Raw genomic sequence first — 18,930 nt, forward strand, 5'->3', positions numbered from 1 at the left:
CTCTGCGCGAGGTGTTCAAAAGGATGGGTTAGGCATTCCCATAAAATAATAACTGTCCAAGTTGACATGTCGGTCCGGTACCTCGATGTAGCCGGTGCTTTTCCCGCTGGAAAGCGATGCTACATAAGCCCGTTTTCCTGCTCGCATCACAGCCTCAATAAGAGGACGATAGTCGACGTCACCGGACACCAGATATACAGCATCCAAGGCGTCGTTTTTCACATACTCCATAACATCAACACAAATACTGATGTCGACGGATTTTGTTTTCGTCTTACGTGCTTCTTTCTTGAAAAGCTTTGGCAATACTCGAAGCACGTGCTGACCGCTGCTGGCAAACGGAACTTCGCGAGTTCGGCATGCACTTATCGATGAATTAAGAGCTTCAAGAGCTGGGGTGTCGCCCGTGAATGTGGAGTAGTAAGTTACGCGTTCGAGCACGTCACCCATATAGAGCCCCGACACAGTGTATGGGGACCATACAAATTTGCTTGGTTCATGTCGAATAGGCTCCAGATGATTATTAGGAGGCGTGTAGTCTCGCACTACAAGTCCTGACTGCTTCATCGCCTCAAAACGGTTGAGCAAATTCTCTCCGTCGATAAATGCCATAACTCGGCCCACGCTCACCTCCTCATAAAACCTACACAGTGCCTACATGGCGAAAACCAAGCAACAGTAAAACAAAAAAGGGTCACAAGCCGAAGCATGTAACCCTTTGATTTTCTTACTAAATTCTGGTGCCGACTGCCGGTTTCGAACTGGCCACCTGATGATTACAAATCAACTGCTCTACCAAATGAGCTAAGTCGGCGAAACTTGTACGGGGCAGATTATACGCTATTTAATCCGCGTCAGGGTCGGGCGGCCGCCCTTGCGTGGCGGTTCGTTGTCGTCGTCGGGCGACGTTTCGGTGTCCGGTTTGGCGGTCGACACCGGCGCTGGCGCCGGGGCGATCGACGGCACGGACGCGAGTACCGGTGCGGCCGGCTCGTCCACCACTGGCGACGACTGACCTGCGCCAGCTTCGCCGCCCAGTTGTGGCTCGAACGCCATACCCTGGCCGTTTTCGTTGGCGTAGATCGCCATCACGTTGTTGACCGGCACGTAGATTTCGCGAGAGACGCCGCCGAAGCGGGCGTGGAAGCGGATGGCGTCATTGTCCATTTTCAGGCCGGACGTGGCGCCGAAGCTGATGTTGAGGACGATTTCGCCTTTTTTCACGTATTCCATCGGGACCGTGGTCGAAGCGTCGACCTTGACGGCCAGGTAGGGCGTATAGCCGCTATCGGTGCACCATTCGTAGATGGCGCGCAGCATGTATGGCTTGGTAGAGATTTCGGACATGGTCTTCCAGACTACGGTAACACTCGGCGCGCTGCCGCTGTAAAACGTACGGCGGCGCGCCGATGATCAACTATTGCAGCATTCAACACGGGGCGCGACTGCGCCCTGTGATTAACGACGCATCACTTTTTCGGACGGGGTCAGCGCTTCGATGTAGGCCGGGCGCGAGAAGATACGCTCGGCGTATTTCATCAGCGGCGCGGCGGTCTTCGACAGCTCGATACCGTAGTGGTCCAGACGCCACAGCAGCGGCGCGACGGCCACGTCCAGCATCGAGAATTCGTCGCCGAGCATGTACTTGTTCTTCAGGAACAGTGGCGCGAGCGTGGTCAGGCGGTCGCGGATTTCGGCGCGGGCCTTGTCGTGGCTCTTGTCGTTGCCCTTGGCGCGTTCGCTTTCGAGCACGTGCACGTGGACGAACAGTTCTTTCTCGAAGTTGAACAGCATCAGGCGGGCGCGCGCGCGCATCAGCGGATCGGCCGGCATCAGTTGCGGGTGCGGGAAGCGCTCGTCGATGTACTCGTTGATGATGTTCGATTCGTACAGGATCAATTCGCGCTCGACCAGGATCGGCACCTGACCATACGGATTCATGGTCGAAATGTCTTCCGGCTTGTTGAACAGGTCGACGTCGCGTACTTCGAAGTCCATGCCTTTTTCAAACAGCACCAGGCGGCAACGTTGCGAGAATGGGCAGGTAGTGCCCGAGTAGAGAACCATCATTTGTTATAGTTCCTTAGAAACAAAGGGGGCGAGCCGTCGAACGGATCACCCCAGAACCGATTGCCCGCTCAGGCGGGCATCGCAAAAACAAGCGCCGAAGTCTGCTCCGGCGCTCTCGATTATTTCACTTCTTTCCAGTACGACGCGTTCAAACGCCAGGCCAGCAAGACAAACAGGGACAGGAACAAGACCACCACCACGCCCAGTTTCTTGCGGGTTTGCGCCGCCGGCTCCGCCATCCATTGCATGTAGCCAACCAGGTCGGCCACCGCGTTATCGAATTCTAACTTACTCATGGTGCCCGGCGCGACTTGTTCGAAGCCGTCGAACTGGTGGATCGTCTTGCCGTGCTCGTGCGGATCAGGCACGTCCTTCATCTTGATCTTCTGGATGCCTTGCAATTCCCACAACACATGCGGCATCGCGGCGTTTTCCAGCACCCGGTTGTTCCAGCCGTTCGGGCGGGTATCGTCCTTGTAAAACGTGCGCAGATACGTGTACAGGTAATCCGACCCGCTGCCCGAACCCGACGCCTTGGCCCGCGCGATCACCGACAAATCCGGCGGCACCGCGCCAAACCACGCCTTGGCGTCCTTCGGATTCATGGAGGTAGTCATCAGGGCGCCCACTTTATCTGCCGTAAACAACAGGTTATCGCGGATCTGCGCATCCGTCAGTCCCAGGTCCTTGAGGCGGTTGTACCGCATCGAGGACGCATTGTGACAGTTCAAACAGTAATTGACGAATAATTTTGCACCATGTTGCAGTGCTGCCATGTTATTCGAGCGGTCAGGGGCCTTATCGTAAGGGAAAGCGGCTTCATTCGCCAGTACCAGCGCCGGCACCAGGGCCAGCGCAGCCAGCAGTTTCTTCGCAAAATTCATGTCTTGTCCTTTATGTACGGGTTTCAGCGGCTCAGTGCGGATGGAAAACCACGCGGTCGGGCACTTTCTTGAACGTGCCCATCGTGCTCCACCACGGCATGAACAGGAAAAAGCTGAAGTACAACAGGGTGCACACTTGCGAAATGATGGTGCGGCCCTCGGTCGGCGGCAGCGTACCGAGCACGCCCAGGGTCAGGAACGACAGGAAGAACACGGCGTACACATACTTGTGCCAGGTCGGGCGGTAGCGGATCGACTTCACCGGCGAATGGTCGAGCCACGGCATGAAAGCCAGGATCACCACCGAGCCGCCGAAGAACACCACACCCCAGAACTTGGCGTCCAGCACCTGCGGCAGCATGCCGATAATCGCCAGCAGGGCGATCACGGCAATGACGATCTTGGTGATGAACGACAGGCGCGACTTGAGCCAGATGAACACGGTGTAAGCGGCCACAAAGCACATCAGCACCCACATGAAGTCGGCCGTGGTGGCGCGCAGCACCGAGTAGAACGGCGTGAAGTACCAGGTTGGAGCGATGTGCAGCGGGGTTTTGAGCGAGTCGCCGGGCAGGAAGTTGTTGTACTCGAGGAAGTAACCGCCCATTTCCGGCGCGAAGAACACCACGCAACTGAAGATCAGCAGGAATATCGACACGCCGAACAGGTCGTGCACCGTGTAGTACGGGTGCGACGGGATGGAGTCGAGAGGATGGCCGTCGGGACCGAGGTTTTCCTTCACTTCGATGCCGTCCGGGTTGCTCGAACCGATTTCGTGCAGCGCGATCAGGTGGGCCGCCACCAGTCCCAGCAGCACCAGCGGAATGGCGATCACGTGGAAGGCGAAGAAGCGGTTCAGGGTGGCGTCGGATACCACGTAGTCGCCACGGATCCACAACGACAGGTCGGGGCCGATCACGGGAATGGCGCCGAACAGGTTGACGATCACCTGCGCGCCCCAGTACGACATCTGGCCCCATGGCAGCAGGTAGCCGAAGAACGCTTCGGCCATCAGGCACAGGAAGATGGCAAAGCCGAACAGCCAGATCAGCTCGCGCGGCTTGCGGTACGAACCGTACAGCAGCGCCCGTGTCATGTGCAGGTAGATGATGATGAAGAAGGCCGAGGCGCCGGTGGAGTGCATATACCGCACCAGCCAGCCCGACGGCACTTCGCGCATGATGTACTCGACCGAAGCGAACGCCAACGTGGCGTCCGGCTTGTAGTGCATGGTCAGGAAGATGCCGGTGACAATTTGCAGCACCAGCACCAACATCGCCAGCGAGCCGAAGATGTACCAGAAATTGAAGTTTTTCGGGGCGTAGTACTTGCCCCATTGATCGTTCCACAGCTTGGTCAGCGGGAAGCGGTCATCGACCCAGCCCAGCGCCTTTTTTGCGGCCGGTGCATTGGCCGGCAGTTTGGTCTCCTTGAACGCCATGTTATGCCTCGCCTTTCTCGTCTTTGCCGATCACGAGCTTGGTGTCGGTGAGGTACATATAGCGTGGAACCTGGAGGTTGTCCGGCGCCGGTTTGTTCTTGAAGACGCGGCCGGCCATGTCGAAGGTGGAGCCGTGGCACGGGCACAGGAAGCCGCCTTCCCAGTCGTCGGGCAGCGATGGCTGCGGACCGGGCTGGAACTTGGAGGACGGTGAACAGCCGAGGTGGGTGCAAATGCCGACCGCGACCAGGATTTCGGGCTTGCGCGAGCGCCATTCGTTGCGGGCGTATTCGGGCGTGAATTCGTCGGGATTGCGTTTCGATTCGGCATCGGCCACCTTGCCGTCGGTTTTCTTGAGCGAGGCTACCATTTCGGGCGTGCGCTTGAGCACCCAGACCGGCTTGCCGCGCCACTCGACGGTGACCATTTCGCCCGGATTGAGGGCGGCGATGTCGACCTCGACCGGCGCACCGGCCGCCTTGGCCCGTTCAGATGGCTGGAAGGTGGAGACCAGCGCCCCCGCCGTGCACAGTCCTACCACGCCACCCGCCGCGCCCGTCGCGACGAGCAAGCTGCGACGACCTGAATCGATGTGTTTTTCGTTACCCATTCTTACCCCAATCTGTCAAAGTGCCAACAAAAATCTGCCTGCCGTAAAGCGCGTATGCTCCGGAGAACCGACCAAGTCCCGAGCACTTGTGTGCTTCTTGCAACCTCAAAAATTATAAGGGAAGGGGAGTTCCACAAGGCGGGAAAAGCTTTCTCGAAAGTAACACGAGCAGCTTCCGCCGATTTGCGCCAGTTTTCCGCGTACGGTGCGCTATTGAATCGTCCCCTGTTTTTTATTTTATTGATATAGGTCAAACTTAAACCAATTCCTTGTCAATGTGTGCAAACGGCAAGGGTGTTTGGAATCCAATTGAAAAAATAGTATGATCCTTGGGCAGTTTTGTAAACAAAAGACCACACGTCGAGGGATAAAAATATGGCAATGATGCAAGAATTCAAAGAATTCGCGATGAAGGGCAACGTCGTCGATCTGGCAGTCGGTGTGATCATCGGCGGCGCCTTCGGCAAGATCGTCGATTCCTTGGTGAAGGACATCATCATGCCCCCGATCGGTATCCTGTTCGGCGGCCTGGACTTCGCCAGCTACTACATTCCGCTCAATGGCCAAGCCCACAGTCTGCCCCTGGAAGAAGCCAAAAAACTCGGCGCAGTGTTCGCCTACGGTAACTTCATCACCATCCTGCTGAACTTCATCATCCTGGCCTTTATCATCTTCCAGATGGTACGCCTGATGAACCGCGCACGCCAACGTTTGGAAAAGCCGGCCACACCTGCCGCACCGGCCCCGACGCCGGAAGATATCGTGCTGCTGCGCGAGATTCGCGATTCGCTCAAGCACAGCAACGATCCACTCAAGAATTAAGAGGACGCCCGCTTCCGGCGGGTTGAATTATGCGACGACTCTGGTTGTTGTTTGCGCAAACGGTCACCGTCGCGCTGGCACTGTATTTTGTCTACACCGCGGTTGTCACCGACCGTGGGGTACCCGTGCGCCTGCAGCAGATGGGCAGCGCCGAGCGGCCCGCTCCGATGCTCGAGGCCGGTCCATCGAAGCCGCCGGCGCTGGCGGGTGGCTCTTACCGCAACGCCGCCGCGCGCGCCATGCCGGCCGTGGTCAACATCGTCACCAGCAAGCGGCCCAAGCGCAGCAAGCATCCGTTGATGAAAGATCCGTTCTTCAAGCGCTTCTTCGGCGATGAAGGCGACGAGGAGGATTCGAGCCTCGGCTCGGGCGTGATCGTCTCGGCCGAAGGTTATATCCTGACCAACAACCACGTGGTGGAAGCGGCTGACGAGATCGAAGTGATGCTGGCCGACGGCCGCAAGGCTGCCGCCAAGGTCGTCGGTACCGATCCCGAGACCGACCTGGCGGTGATCAAGATCAAGCTGGAAAAGTTGCCGGTGATCGTGCTGGGCCAGGCCGAGCAGGCCCAGGTAGGGGACGTGGTGCTGGCGATCGGCAATCCGTTCGGCGTCGGTCAGACGGTGACCATGGGCATCATCTCCGCGCTGGGCCGCAACAACCTGCACATCAACCATTTCGAAAATTTCATCCAGACCGATGCCGCGATCAACTTCGGCAACTCGGGTGGCGCACTGGTCGATACCCACGGCAATTTGCTGGGGATTAATTCGGCGATTTATTCGCAGTCGGGCGGCTCGGTGGGGATCGGTTTTGCCATCCCTATGAGCACGGCCAAGACCGTGATGGAAGCGATCATCAAGTCCGGTCACGTGGTGCGCGGCTGGATCGGCGTGGAGACGCAGGACATCACGCCGGAACTGGCGCGCAGCTTCAGCCTGCCGCGCCAGAACGGCGCCATGATCGCCGGCGTGGTGCGCAACGGCCCGGCCTACAAGGGCGGCGTGCGGCCCGGCGACATCCTGCTGTCGGTGGACGACAAGCCGGTCAGCGACACCACCGGCATGCTCAATCAGATCGCCCAACTGGTTCCAGGGGAAAAAGCTAAAATGAAGGTCCTGCGCAAGAGCCGCGAGACCACGCTCGACGTTACCGTCGGCAAGCGCCCGCCCCCCAAATAAGGTTCAGTAACACTCATGCATTTACGCGATCTGACGCAATTTTTGCGCGAACTGGCGGAGAACAACAACCGTCCCTGGTTCGTGATGAACAAGCCGCGCTACGACATCCTGCGCGAAGAATTCCTGCAAGTGGTCACCGGCATGATTGCCGAACTGGGCAAGTTCGATCCGGCGGTCAAGTTCAGCAATCCGAAGAAGGCGATGTTTCGCATCAACCGCGACGTCCGCTTCGCGCACGATAAAAGCCCGTATAAAACCCGCTTTTCGGCGGCCGTGGCTCCCAACGACATGCGCCGTCCCAGCAAGGCCGGCGGCCCCACCTACTACATGCAGATCGACGGTTCGGGCCGGCTGTTGTTCGGCGCCGGCGAATACATGCCGCCGGCCGGACGCCTGAAAGCGCTGCGCCAGCACATGGTCGATGATGCGGCCGGGTTCAAGAAGGTGTTGAAGAATAAAAAGCTGAAACTGACGTTTGGCGATATCCGCGACGAAGGCAAGCTGATGCGTCCGCCCAAGGGTTTTGATCCGGCGCATGAGCACATCGAGTACATCAAGCTCAAGAGTTTTTTCGTGTGGACCGAGATCGACTTGCCGCTCAACCAGCCGGAGCTGCTGGTGCCGATGATTGCCAGTGGCTTGAAGGATGCGTTGCCGCTGGTGGAGTGGATGCGGGGTGCGAAGGAGGAGATCGTAGAGGAGTGACCGGTGACGCTAGACTTTGCTCCGTCATCCCCGCGTAGGCGGGGACCCAATTGTGCCGCATCCCGGTAACGCATGGAACCTGGATTCCCGCCTGCGCGGAAATGACGGATCTGTTGCTAACGCTGAGTGCTGCACCTTTCTTAGCGCAGCACCTTCTCGTCGCGCGGATCGCGCGCCAGCAGGCGCAGTACCATCGCCTGCGGCTGGTCGCCGTCGAACAGCACGCCGGCCACCGCGTTGGTGATCGGCATCTCGACGCCGATGCGCGCCGCCAGCTCGCGCACGGCTTTTGCGCACGGCACGCCCTCGGCCACGTGGCCCAGCTCCTGCACGATGGTGTCCAATGCTTTGTTTTGCGCCAGCGCCAGACCGACGCGGCGGTTGCGCGACAGGTCGCCGGTGCAGGTCAGAATCAGGTCGCCCATGCCGGTCAGGCCCATGAAGGTCTCGGCCTGGCCGCCCAGGGCGGTACCGAGGCGGGTGATTTCGGCCAGGCCGCGCGTGATCAGTGCGGCGCGGGCATTGAGCCCCAGGCCCAGGCCGTCGGCCACGCCGGTAGCGATGGCCAGCACATTCTTGACCGCGCCGCCCACTTCCACGCCCACCAGGTCTTCGCTCGAGTACACGCGCACGTTGCCGCCGTGGACGGCTGCCACCACGCTCTCGCGCAGCTTGCAGTCGGTGGAAGCGATGGTCAGCGCGCACGGCAGGCCGCGCGCCACTTCCTGCGCGAACGATGGGCCGGACAGGGCGCCGCCGGCAACACCGTCGCCAAGCTCTTCGCGCACGATCTGGTGCGGCAGCAAGCCGGTATCGTATTCGAAACCCTTGCACAGCCATACCACGTGGGCGACGTTGTGGGGTTTCAGTTGTTTGAGCAGGGGCCGCAGGCCGGCCACCGGGCAGGCGGCGATCAGCAGGCCATCAAGGCCGGCTGCATGGGCCAGGGCTGCTTCAAAACTGCCGGCCACGTGCAGCCGCTCGGGAAACGGGTGGCCGGGCAGGTAATCGGTATTTTCGCGGGCCTCGCCCATGGCGCGCAGGGCGGCGGCGTTGCGGCCCCACAGCAGCACGTCGTGGCGCTGGGCCAATGCCATGGCCACGGCCGTGCCCCAGGCGCCAGCGCCCAGCACGGTCACCTTGCGGGTACCTGCCACTGCGGTGTGTGGAGCGGGGATCATACGCCCCAGATGTCGGCGTTCTTGACGTAGCCGGTCACGCCGTCTTTATGGCGGACCTTGAGCCAGCCGCCGGCGGCGGTATCGAGTACTTCGAGCAGCACGCCCTTGTCGGCGGTAAAGGCCGCAGTGGCGGCGTCGTCAGGGGTGCTGCGGATTTTCAGGTTGGCGGCGCGCACGATGACGTTGCGCTTGCCGGTGAGATTGCGCGCTTCGGTCCAGGCCATGTCGCCGTTGATATCGCGGACCTTGATCCATTCGCCATAGGTGAGCACTACTTCGAGCGGGGCGCCGCGCGGCACCACGAACAGTTTGCCACCCTTGGTGGAAGGCGCGTCGTACAGCACCGCTGGTGCGGCGCCCACCGTTTTGAAATCGTATGCCTGGCTGGCGGCAGCGGCCAGCGTCATGGCCAGGGCGGCGATCAAACGGGGAATTGTCATTGCTTACCTTGTCTGGTGAAACAGCCGCCGGGGAAAAGATCCACCGGCGGCGGATGCTACTACTGGCTAATGCTTAGTGCGTGGTGGTGCTGTCGGCTGGTGCGGCAGCGGCGGCTTCGGCCACGGCTTGCAGGCGCTGCTGGTAGAACACTTCGAAGTTGATCTCGGCCAGGTGCACTGGCGGGAAGCCGGCACGGGTGATCACGTCGGCGATGTTGGCGCGCAGGTAAGGGTACACGATGTTCGGGCAGCCGATGCCCAGCAGCGGATCCAGCTGGTCGGCTGGAATGTTGCGGGCTTCGAAGATACCGGCTTGCTTGCCTTCGACCAGGAAAGCGACCTTGTCGTTGACCTTGGCGGTGACGGTGATGGTCACGGTCGATTCGAAGATGCCGTCAGCCAGTGGCTCGGCGCCGACGTCCAGGGCGACTTCGATGCTTGGCGCTTCCTGTTCCAGGAAGATAGCTGGCGAGTTCGGTTGTTCCAGCGACATGTCTTTCAGGTAGACGCGTTGGATTTGGAATACTGGTTGCAGATTTTCTTCAGACATGGAGCGCTTTCGTTATGGTGAACAAGAACGGCCGTGGCCGTTCAGTATAAGTTGTGCTTGGTATGGGCAATGCTACAGCTCAAATCAACGCGAAGGCAATTGTATCAAAACCATCATGGCAACCAAGACTTTCTGGGCCGACGTTGTATTTGGTCTTGCAATTGACCGGAAAGTTCCATCAACCGTTGAGCATCGGCGTCAATTTGCCGGCCTGGTCCAGCGCATACAGGTCGTCGAAGCCGCCCACATGGGTGTCGCCGATGTAAATCTGCGGCACGGTGCGGCGACCGGTTTTTTCCATCATCAGCATGCGTTGCTGCGGATCGAGGTCCACGCGGACTTTTTTCAGGTCGGTCACGCCCTTCGCTTCGAGCAGGCGCTCGGCGCGGATGCAATAGGGGCACACGGCGGTGGTGTACATCGTCACTTCGGCAGTCATCATGCTTCCTTCCAATTATTTGGCTTGTTTCACCGGCGATTTCGCCAGCGATGGCTTGGCCGCCGACGGTTTTGCCAGCGGCAGGTTGGCTTTTTTCCACGCGGCAATACCGCCGTCGAGCGTCACCACGTCGGTGAAACCGGCCTTGGTGAGCTTGGTCGCAGCGGTGGACGCGCGCATGCCGCCAGTCTGGCATACAACGACCATGGTACGGCTTTTGAACTTGTCCAGTTCGCCGATGCGCTGGTCGAATTCGGCAAACGGGATGTTCTTCGCGTCCGGCAGGTGGCCAAGCGCGAAGTCTTTCGCCTCGCGTACATCTACAATGGTGGCCTTGCTGCGATTAATCAAGAGCGTGACGTCGGCCGGGGTGGCGCGCTTGCCGCGCTGGGTCAGCATCGGGAACAGCAGGGCGCCACCGGAAACGAGCACCACGGCGATCAGGAAAATATTGTCAATGAAGAATTTCACAGGGTTCCAATGGTTTAAATGAATCCGCGCATTATAAAATAGAAGCAGCGATCGAACTTACCCACTTACTCATTCACTTCTTTACTCACCTTTCTTTGAAGATATTCACATGTACAAAATCGTATTCATGCGCCATGGCGAATCCACCTGGAACCTGTCGAACCGCTTCACTGGCTGGACCGATGTCGATCTGACCGAAAAAGGCTGCAACGAAGCCAAGGCTGCGGGCAAGGTGCTCAAGGAATCGGGTTTCACCTTCGACCTGGCCTACACCTCGGTGCTCAAGCGCGCGGTGCGCACGCTGTGGCTGGCGCTGGACGAAATGGACATGATGTACCTGCCGATCAAGAACGACTGGCGCCTGAACGAGCGTCACTACGGCGCCCTGCAAGGCCTGGACAAGGGCGAAACCGCCGCCAAGTACGGCGACGAGCAGGTGCTGGTATGGCGCCGCAGCTACGATACCCCGCCACCGGCACTGGAAGCATCCGACGACCGCGTGTCGTTCAACGATCCGCGCTACGCCGGCCTGTCGAAAGAACAGATTCCGCTGACCGAATGCCTGAAAGACACCGTAGCGCGCGTGGTGCCGGTGTGGGACGAGGAAATCGCCCCGGCCATCCGCGCCGGCAAGAAGATCATCATCTCGGCCCACGGCAACAGCCTGCGCGCCCTGATCAAGATGCTCGACGGCATCAGCGACAACGACATCGTGGGCCTTAACATCCCCAACGGCCAGCCGCTGGTGTATGAACTCGATGCCGACCTGAAACCGATCCGCCACTACTACCTCGGCGACGCCGACGCCATCGCGGCAGCGCAAGCTGCGGTCGCCAACCAGGGCAAGGCCAAGTAATTTGTCTTCTTTTTCTCTTAGTAACTGGCGCGGCATGTCCGCCGCGCTGCTGGTGACTGCCTCGTTGGCAACTTCGATGGCGGTCCCGGTTGCGCACGCCGCGCCGGGCAAGCCGACCGAACGCAGCAAGCAAAAGGCGCTGGCCGAGGCCGAACGCGCCGGCTTGCAGCAAAAACTCACCGCCCTCAAGAAAGATATCGGCAAGACCGAGAGCGCCAAGGAAGATGCGGCCGACACCCTGGCCGAATCCGAGGCGGCGATTTCGGACGCCAACCGCGCCTTGCGCGACCTGCAACAGGAACAACAAGACACCAACAGCAAGCTGACCGCGCTCGGTACCGAGCGCGAGCGCCTGAGTGCGACCGTGAAAGACCAGCAGCAGCAACTGGCGCAAATGCTGCGCCAGCACTACGTGGCCGGCAACGAGGACCGCATCAAGCTGCTGCTCTCGGGCGATAACCCGAACCGCATCAACCGCGACCTGCAAATGCTGTCGTACGTCTCGCAAGCCCAGGCCAAGTTGCTGGAAGGCCTGCGCGCCAGTCTCAAGGCGGTGGAAGACAACCAGGCCGCCACCCAGAACGCCAAGGACGAACTGGGTGAGATTGCACAGGAGCAATTGCAGCAAAAGAACAAGCTGGAGCAGGAAAAGGCGCGCCGCGCGGCGCTGCTATCGCAGCTGTCGAACAAGCTGGTGGCGCAGCGCAAGGAAGTGGGCAATGTCGAGCGCGACGAGCAGCGCCTCGGCGGCCTGGTCACGCGCCTGAACAAGCTGATCGAGGAACAAGCCGCTGCTGCCGCCGCCGAAAAGCGCCGCCAGGAACAGCTGGCTGCCGCCCGCGCCGCCGCCAAGGCCAAGGCCGAAGCGGAACAACGTGCGCTGGCCAAGGCCCGGGCCGCCGAAGCCGAGCGCCAGCGCCTGGCGCGCGCCGCCGCAGCCAGGGAGGCCGCCGCCAGGGCTGCCGCCGTGGCCAATGCCGGCAAATCGGGCACCATCAAACCGCAAACGCCAACGCCGGTCACGCCGCCGCCGGCGCCACCGGTCAAGCTCGACCCGATCGACGCCGACGAACCGAAAGTCACTGCCACGCCGGCCCCGCCGGAAGTCAAGGAACCGAAAGAGCCGCCTGCCAAGGCCGCCGATATTGCGCTCGCTCCCGCCGCGCCGGCCGGCGCCTTTGCCAGCCTCAAGGGACAGATGCGGGCGCCGGTCAACGGCCGCGTGGCGGCCAAGTACGGCAGCAAGCGCGGCGACGGCCCGGCCTGGAAGGGCGTGTTCATCAAGGCTGCCGAAGGCGCCGAGATCCACGCCGTGGCCGGTGGCCGGGTGGTGTTTGCCGAGTGGTTGCGCGGCTTCGGCAACCTGATCATTGTCGATCATGGCGGCCAGTACATGAGTATTTACGGTAACAACCAGTCGCTGCTCAAGCGTCCCGGCGACGTGGTCAAGGCCGGCGACGCCATTGCCAGCGTGGGCAACAGCGGTGGCAACGAGGAATCGGGGCTATACTTTGAGCTTCGCCTGCGCGGCGCGGCCTTCGATCCGTCGGGCTGGGTGAAGTTCTAGTTCTACACACATGCGGAAACCAATGGCAAACAAGTTCAAGAGTATCAGTCTGATCGGTATCGGCATGGTGGCAGGCGTTGCCGCTTCCATGCAATTTTCCGCCATTGCACAAAAAGTCACCGGCGCGCCGTTGCCGCTGGCCGAATTGCGCCAGTTGTCCGATGTGTTCGGGCTGATCAAGACCGACTACGTGGAAGCGGTCGATGACAAGAAGCTCGTCACCGACGCCATCGCCGGCATGGTCTCCTCGCTCGATCCGCACTCGGTGTACCTCGACAAGCGGGCATTCCGCGACATGCGCGACACCGTGGCTGGCAAGTTCGTCGGCATCGGCGTGGAAGTGAGCGCCGAGGACGGTTATATCAAGGTGGTGTCGCCGATCGAAGATACGCCCGCCTTCAAGGCCGGCATCAAGGCCGGCGACCTGATCACCCGCATCGATGGCACGCCCATCAAGGGCATGAACCTCGACGAGAGTGTGAAAAAGATGCGCGGCGAGCCCGGCTCCAAGGTCACGCTGACCTTGAGCCGCAAGGACGAGGACAAGCCGCTGACGATGACCATCGTGCGCCAGGAAATCCGCGTGCAGAGCGTCAAGGGCAAGATCATCGAGCCTGGTTACGCCTGGCTGCGCATCTCGCAGTTCCAGGAGCCGACGCTCGACGACATGGTCAAGAAGATCAACGAGCTGTACGCCAAGGAGCCGAACCTCAAGGGCCTGGTGCTGGACTTGCGCAACGATCCGGGCGGCGTGGTGCCGGGCGCCATCGGCGTCTCGGCCGCGTTCCTGCCGCGCGATGCGGCGGTGGTGTCCACCAACGGCCAGTTGGCCAGCGCCAAGGAAACCTTTTATGCGCGCCCCGAGTTCTATGCCCAGGGCGGCAAGGGCGACCCGCTGGCCAAGCTGCCGGCCGGCGTCAAGGATGTGCCGATCGTGGTGCTGGTCAATGCCGGCTCGGCGTCGGCGTCCGAAATCGTCGCCGGCGCCCTGCAGGATTACAAGCGCGCCACCATCATGGGCACGCAGACCTTCGGCAAGGGCTCGGTGCAAACCCTGCGCCAGCTTACCGCCGACACCGCCGTCAAGATCACCACCGCGCGCTACTACACGCCGAAGAACCGGGCAATCCAGGCGCGTGGCATCGTGCCCGACCTGATGGTCGATGAAACCGCCGACGGCGACGGCTTGAACAGCCTGCGCATGCGCGAATCGGACCTGCAAAAACACCTGGGCAACGACAAGGACCCGGCCGCCGAAGCTGCCGAGCAAAAAGCCCTGAACGCCCGCCGCGACAGCCTGGAAGAAGAACAGCGCCTGATCGCGCTGGCCAAAAAAATCAAGCCGGTGGAATTTGGCACCAAGGAAGACTTCCAGTTGACCCAGGCATTGAACCATTTCAAGGGTTTGCCGGTCCAACTGTCCAAGGTGGAGCCGAAGGAGGCGCCTGGCGCGGCCAGCGGCGCGTCCAAGTCGGATCTCAAGCCTGACGGCGAGCCCGGCGGCAAGGCAGGCGACAAGCCAGCCAAGCCTGCCACCAAGCCAACCGACAAACCCCTGCAGCTGCCCAAGCCCAAGCCGGAAGCTGCCGCCCCGCAACCAACGCAACCCCAGCCGGCCGCGCAATAATCGGCTGGCGGCTGCCACATGAACGACGAGCAACTGCTGCGCTATTCGCGCCACATCCTGCTGGACCAGATCGGCATCGAGGGCCAGCAGCGCCTGCTGGCGTCGCACGCGCTGGTGATCGGCGCCGGCGGCCTCGGCTCGCCGGCAGCCATGTACCTGGCCTCGGCCGGGGTAGGGCACATCACCATCGTCGATGACGACGTGGTCGATCTGACCAACCTGCAACGGCAAATCGCCCACACCACCGACCGCGTCGGCCAGCCCAAGGCGCACTCGGCCCGCGATACCATGGCGCAGATCAATCCAGAGATCACGATTACCGCGCTCACCGAACGGGTCGATGATGAGCGCCTGTTGCAGCTGGTGGCGGCCGCCGACGTCGTGCTCGACTGCACCGACAACTTCGCTACCCGCCATGCCGTCAACCGCGCCTGCGTGGCGCAGTGCAAGCCGCTGGTGTCGGGCGCGGCGATCCGTTTCGATGGCCAGGTCAGCGTGTTCGATCCGCGCGGCGGCGACCAGCCGTGCTACTCGTGCCTGTTCCCGCAGGATCAACATTTCGAAGACGTGGCGTGCTCCACCATGGGCGTGTTCGCGCCGCTGGTGGGCGTGGTCGGCGCCATGCAGGCGGCCGAAGCCTTGAAACTGTTGATGGACGTGGGCCAGTCGCTGGCCGGCCGCCTGCTGATGCTCGACGGCCTGTACATGGAATGGACCAGCATCGCCGTGGCCCGCAACGACCACTGCCCGGTCTGTGGGCACGCACCATAACGATTACCCGGAGAGACCCCTCATGCTGAAACGCGCACTTCCGCTGGCCCTGGCTGCTACCTTCGTGCTGCTGGCCCACGGCGCCCATGCCGCCACCACGACCACTTTCCTCATCCTCAACGAGAGCAACAAGCAGATGGGCGAGCAGGTGGTCGAGCGCCAGGACGACGGCCGCACCACCGTGCGTTTCACGTACAAGAACAACGGTCGGGGCCCCGAGCTGACCGAGCAGTTCCGCCTCGGCCCCGACCTGTTGATGACCGAATACCAGGTCAAGGGCAATTCCACCTTTGGCGCGGTGGTGGACGAGCGCTTTACGCGCCAGGGCAACCTGGCCGAGTGGACCACCACGTCCGACCAGGGCCGTGCCACCGTGGACGCGCCGGCCAGCTATGTGCCACTGAACAGCTCGTTCGAAGTGGTATCGAATGCGATTACCGCGCTGGCCGCCTCCAGGGATGGCAAGATCGCGCTGCTACCGACCGGCACGCTGTCGCAGACCAAGCTGGAAACGACGGAAGTGACCAACGCCAAGGGCGAGAAGCAGACCGTGCAGCTGCTGGCGCTGACCGGCATCGGCCTGTCGCCATCGTTTTACTGGGCCACCACCGGCGACAGGCCGCGCCTGTTCGCGGTGGTAATTCCCGGCTTTTTGTCGATGCTCGAGCAAGGCTGGCAGGACGCCATCCCCGACCTGGCCCGCCGCCAAAAGGCTGCCGAGGCGCAGATGCTGACCGACGTGGCGGCCAAGTTGCAACACCCGCTTGACGGCTTGACCGTGGTGCGCAACGCCCGCATCTTCGACAGCGACAAGGCCACCGTCGGCCAGCCATCGGACATCTACCTGCTGCGCGGACGCATCACCGCAGTCATGCCGGCCGGCTCGCCCACGCGTGCTGCCAACAACGTCATCGACGCCGGCGGCCGCATCGTGCTGCCGGGCCTGTTCGACATGCACGGCCACGTCGATCGCTGGTCGGGCGCGCTCAACATCTCCACCGGCGTGACCAGCGTGCGCGACATGGGCAACGACAATGCCCAGCTGCAGGCAATGCTCGACGAAACCGCCGCTGGCAAGCTGCTGGCGCCGCAAGTGGTACCGACCGGCTTCCTGGAGGGGGAAAGCCCGTACAGCGCCAACGGCGGCTTCCTGGTCAAGGATCTCGAAGGCGCCAAAAATGCGATCGACTGGTATGCCCAGCGCGGCTATCCGCAACTGAAGATCTATAACTCGTTCCCGAAAGACATCCTGAAGGACACCGTGGCGTACGCTCACAGCCGTGGCATGCGCGTCTCCGGCCACGTGCCCGCCGGCCTGCGCGCCCAGCAGGCGCTCGACGCCGGCTACGACGAAATCCAGCACATCAACCAGGTGATGCTCAATTTCTTCGTCAAGCCCGACACCGAAACCCGCAACCTGAACCGCTTCGTGCTGCCGGCCGAAAAAGTGGCCGACCTCGACCTCAATTCGAAACCGGTCAAGGATTTCCTGGCGCAGCTGGCCAAGAAGCAGATTTCGATCGACCCGACCCTGTCGGCGTTCGCCTTCCTGAAGCAGCGCGACGGCGACGTCAACGAGCCGTATGCCGACTTCGCCGACTACATGCCGCCCGACGTCAAACGAAGCTTCTCGGTCGGCACCATGAAGATCCCGGCCGACAAGGAAAAGCGCTACGAAAAATCGTATGCCAGGATGGTCGATTTCGTCGGCGTGATGTACCGCGCTGGTGTGCCGATCGTCGCTGGCACCGACGACGTGCCGGGCTTTACCCTGCACTCGGAACTGGCGCTGCTGGTCAAGGCCGGGTTGACGCCGGCGCAGGCGCTGCAAGTGGCTACCCGCAACGGCGCCCGCTATACGCGCACCAGCAACGACCGCGGCAGCATCGTGGCGGGCAAGCTGGCCGACCTGGTGCTGGTCGATGGCGATCCGACCAGGGATATCCGCGACGTGCGCAAGGTCTCGGCCGTGATCACGCGCGGCTTCATCATCTACCCGAACCAGATCGACGCCGCGCTGGGCATCAAGTCGTTTGTCGAAACGCCGCCGCCGGTGGTGCAGCAATCTGCGCTGGCCGCAAGCTCGGGGCAGGCCGTCGGTGGCGGTGGCAACGATGGCGCGCTGCAACGCATCGAAGGCAGCGCGCGCAAGCATGATTGATGGCAGCGCATGTAACAACGCATGTGACAACCGCGTGACAGCGCTGTGACCGCCGTGTGACAGGCAGCGGGCAAGCAGTAAAACCATGCAAAGTCCGGCGCCAATTAAGCCATTCTTCAGCACCGGCGCGCAAAAATCATGGTCGCGACTGGTTCGATGAACGTGTTTCGGCCTTATACTCTGCACTCACTAATTATTGCACCAGATTATGAAAAAGTTATCTCTTTCCCGACGCGCCGCCCGTGGCTTCACCCTGATCGAGATCATGGTGGTGGTGGTCATCATGGGCGTACTGGCCGCGCTGGTCGTGCCCAAGTTGCTCAGCCGTACCGGCGAATCGAAGGTGGCCGCCGCCAAGGTGGACATCGCCACCATCATGCAGGCGCTCAAACTGTACAAGCTCGACAACCAGCGCTACCCGACCACCGAGCAGGGCCTGCAGGCGCTGCGCGAAAAACCGACCAGCGGCCCGGCCGCCAACGGCTGGAAAGCGGGCGGCTACATCGAGAAAACCCCGAAAGATCCATGGGGCGCGCCGTACCAGTACCTGTCGCCGGGCGTCAAGGGCGAGGTCGATGTGTACTCGCTGGGCGCCGACGGCCAGCCGGGCGGCACCGGCGACGATGCCGACATCGGTTCCTGGGACGAGTAAGCACCCGGTATTATTTTAAGGACAACGCCCATGGTAGCGGGCCGCGCGCGTGGTTTCACGCTGATTGAATTGCTGGTGGTGATGGTCATCCTGGGCATCACCCTGGGGCTAGTCTCGCTCAACGCCATGCCCGACCAGCGCCAGACCGTGCACCAGGAGGCGCAGCGCATCGCGCTGCTGCTGCAAATGGCGCGCGACGAAGCCATTGTGCGCAACCGGCAAGTGGCGTTCGAGGCCAGCAGCGACGGCTACCGCTTTTTGATCCGCAACGGCCGCCAGTGGGACGTGGCGGTGCAGGACGACCTGCTGCGCGCGCGCGAGTTCAAGCGCGGCCCCTACACCTTGCTGCTCGACCCGCAACCGAATGTGCAGGACGGCGTGATGCGCATCGTGTTCGGCCGCGAACCGGTGGACAAGCCGTTCGTGCTGACCATGGCCAGCATCAACGGCAGCAGCGTCGCCATCCGCGCCGATGGCGTCGGTCACTTTACCGTGGATTGAC

At 61.6% G+C, this 18,930-nt stretch carries 21 protein-coding genes and 1 tRNA gene; 10 read left to right on the plus strand and 12 right to left on the minus strand.

The window, feature by feature from the left end:
• Positions 1-15 precede the first annotated feature (15 nt).
• The 7 genes from J2X54_RS02365 to petA form a co-directional block, all read right to left on the minus strand.
• Positions 16-612: an NYN domain-containing protein gene (locus J2X54_RS02365; protein ID WP_310177306.1), complete on the minus strand. Its 597-nt coding sequence runs from the start codon at positions 610-612 to the stop codon at positions 16-18.
• 126 nt (positions 613-738) lie between these two features.
• A tRNA-Thr gene (locus J2X54_RS02370) sits at positions 739-814 on the minus strand.
• A gap of 26 nt (positions 815-840) precedes the next feature.
• Positions 841-1,347: a ClpXP protease specificity-enhancing factor gene (locus J2X54_RS02375; RefSeq protein WP_070246618.1), complete on the minus strand. Its 507-nt coding sequence runs from the start codon at positions 1,345-1,347 to the stop codon at positions 841-843.
• A 111-nt stretch (positions 1,348-1,458) separates the two neighbouring features.
• Positions 1,459-2,070 carry a glutathione S-transferase N-terminal domain-containing protein gene (locus tag J2X54_RS02380; RefSeq protein WP_017877976.1) on the minus strand — a complete coding sequence of 204 codons (612 nt, stop codon included), beginning with the start codon at positions 2,068-2,070 and terminating at the stop codon, positions 1,459-1,461.
• A gap of 119 nt (positions 2,071-2,189) precedes the next feature.
• Complete coding sequence (locus J2X54_RS02385) at positions 2,190-2,954, minus strand: cytochrome c1 (RefSeq protein ID WP_310177326.1); 765 nt, start codon at positions 2,952-2,954, stop codon at positions 2,190-2,192.
• 31 nt (positions 2,955-2,985) lie between these two features.
• A complete protein-coding gene (locus tag J2X54_RS02390; RefSeq protein ID WP_070246616.1) occupies positions 2,986-4,395 on the minus strand; it encodes a cytochrome bc complex cytochrome b subunit in 1,410 nt (469 codons plus the stop codon).
• 1 nt (position 4,396) lies between these two features.
• Entirely contained in the window at positions 4,397-5,005 is a 609-nt protein-coding gene (gene petA, locus J2X54_RS02395; protein WP_070246615.1) for a ubiquinol-cytochrome c reductase iron-sulfur subunit, read from the minus strand.
• Between the two features lie 375 nt (positions 5,006-5,380).
• Between petA and mscL the strand changes: the two genes are divergently transcribed.
• From mscL to J2X54_RS02410, 3 genes are read left to right on the plus strand one after another with little or no spacing between them, the layout of a single operon-like run.
• Complete coding sequence (mscL, locus tag J2X54_RS02400) at positions 5,381-5,827, plus strand: large conductance mechanosensitive channel protein MscL (protein ID WP_070246614.1); 447 nt, start codon at positions 5,381-5,383, stop codon at positions 5,825-5,827.
• 29 nt (positions 5,828-5,856) lie between these two features.
• Positions 5,857-7,008: a Do family serine endopeptidase gene (locus J2X54_RS02405; protein WP_070246613.1), complete on the plus strand. Its 1,152-nt coding sequence runs from the start codon at positions 5,857-5,859 to the stop codon at positions 7,006-7,008.
• Between the two features lie 15 nt (positions 7,009-7,023).
• Positions 7,024-7,713, plus strand: coding sequence for a DUF2461 domain-containing protein (locus J2X54_RS02410; protein ID WP_070246612.1), 690 nt, complete (start codon positions 7,024-7,026; stop codon positions 7,711-7,713).
• Positions 7,714-7,853: 140 nt separating this feature from the next.
• On the opposite strand, the gene J2X54_RS02415 is transcribed toward J2X54_RS02410, so the two are convergent.
• The 5 genes from J2X54_RS02415 to J2X54_RS02435 all read right to left on the minus strand — a co-directional run bounded on the left by J2X54_RS02415 (position 7,854) and on the right by J2X54_RS02435 (position 10,794).
• Entirely contained in the window at positions 7,854-8,894 is a 1,041-nt protein-coding gene (locus J2X54_RS02415; protein WP_310177331.1) for an NAD(P)H-dependent glycerol-3-phosphate dehydrogenase, read from the minus strand.
• Positions 8,891-9,334: an SH3 domain-containing protein gene (locus J2X54_RS02420; protein ID WP_070246610.1), complete on the minus strand. Its 444-nt coding sequence runs from the start codon at positions 9,332-9,334 to the stop codon at positions 8,891-8,893. Before J2X54_RS02420 ends, J2X54_RS02415 begins: the two co-directional genes overlap by 4 nt.
• A 73-nt stretch (positions 9,335-9,407) precedes the next feature.
• Positions 9,408-9,884, minus strand: coding sequence for a protein-export chaperone SecB (gene secB / locus J2X54_RS02425; RefSeq protein ID WP_070246609.1), 477 nt, complete (start codon positions 9,882-9,884; stop codon positions 9,408-9,410).
• 178 nt (positions 9,885-10,062) lie between these two features.
• Positions 10,063-10,323 (minus strand): glutaredoxin 3, encoded by a 261-nt coding sequence (gene grxC / locus J2X54_RS02430; protein ID WP_056147205.1) that lies wholly within the window; start codon positions 10,321-10,323, stop codon positions 10,063-10,065.
• 15 nt (positions 10,324-10,338) lie between these two features.
• Positions 10,339-10,794, minus strand: a complete 456-nt coding sequence (locus tag J2X54_RS02435; RefSeq protein WP_310177336.1) for a rhodanese-like domain-containing protein — start codon at positions 10,792-10,794, stop codon at positions 10,339-10,341.
• Between the two features lie 109 nt (positions 10,795-10,903).
• Between J2X54_RS02435 and gpmA the strand changes: the two genes are divergently transcribed.
• The 7 genes from gpmA (at position 10,904) to J2X54_RS02470 (ending at position 18,929) form a co-directional block, all read left to right on the plus strand.
• Positions 10,904-11,650 carry a 2,3-diphosphoglycerate-dependent phosphoglycerate mutase gene (gene gpmA, locus J2X54_RS02440; RefSeq protein WP_070246607.1) on the plus strand — a complete coding sequence of 249 codons (747 nt, stop codon included), beginning with the start codon at positions 10,904-10,906 and terminating at the stop codon, positions 11,648-11,650.
• A 34-nt stretch (positions 11,651-11,684) separates the two neighbouring features.
• Positions 11,685-13,217, plus strand: coding sequence for a murein hydrolase activator EnvC family protein (locus J2X54_RS02445; protein WP_404990876.1), 1,533 nt, complete (start codon positions 11,685-11,687; stop codon positions 13,215-13,217).
• A 22-nt stretch (positions 13,218-13,239) separates the two neighbouring features.
• A complete protein-coding gene (locus J2X54_RS02450) occupies positions 13,240-14,844 on the plus strand; it encodes a S41 family peptidase (protein ID WP_310177341.1) in 1,605 nt (534 codons plus the stop codon).
• Between the two features lie 18 nt (positions 14,845-14,862).
• Complete coding sequence (locus J2X54_RS02455; protein WP_310177344.1) at positions 14,863-15,615, plus strand: HesA/MoeB/ThiF family protein; 753 nt, start codon at positions 14,863-14,865, stop codon at positions 15,613-15,615.
• Positions 15,616-15,637: 22 nt separating this feature from the next.
• Positions 15,638-17,776, plus strand: coding sequence for an amidohydrolase family protein (locus J2X54_RS02460; protein ID WP_310177347.1), 2,139 nt, complete (start codon positions 15,638-15,640; stop codon positions 17,774-17,776).
• Between the two features lie 208 nt (positions 17,777-17,984).
• Complete coding sequence (gene gspG, locus J2X54_RS02465) at positions 17,985-18,428, plus strand: type II secretion system major pseudopilin GspG (protein WP_019924706.1); 444 nt, start codon at positions 17,985-17,987, stop codon at positions 18,426-18,428.
• 30 nt (positions 18,429-18,458) lie between these two features.
• Entirely contained in the window at positions 18,459-18,929 is a 471-nt protein-coding gene (locus J2X54_RS02470) for a GspH/FimT family pseudopilin (protein WP_310177351.1), read from the plus strand.
• Position 18,930: the final 1 nt, after the last annotated feature.

Source organism: Duganella sp. 3397, from assembly GCF_031456625.1.
GTDB lineage: Bacteria > Pseudomonadota > Gammaproteobacteria > Burkholderiales > Burkholderiaceae_D > Rugamonas > Rugamonas phyllosphaerae.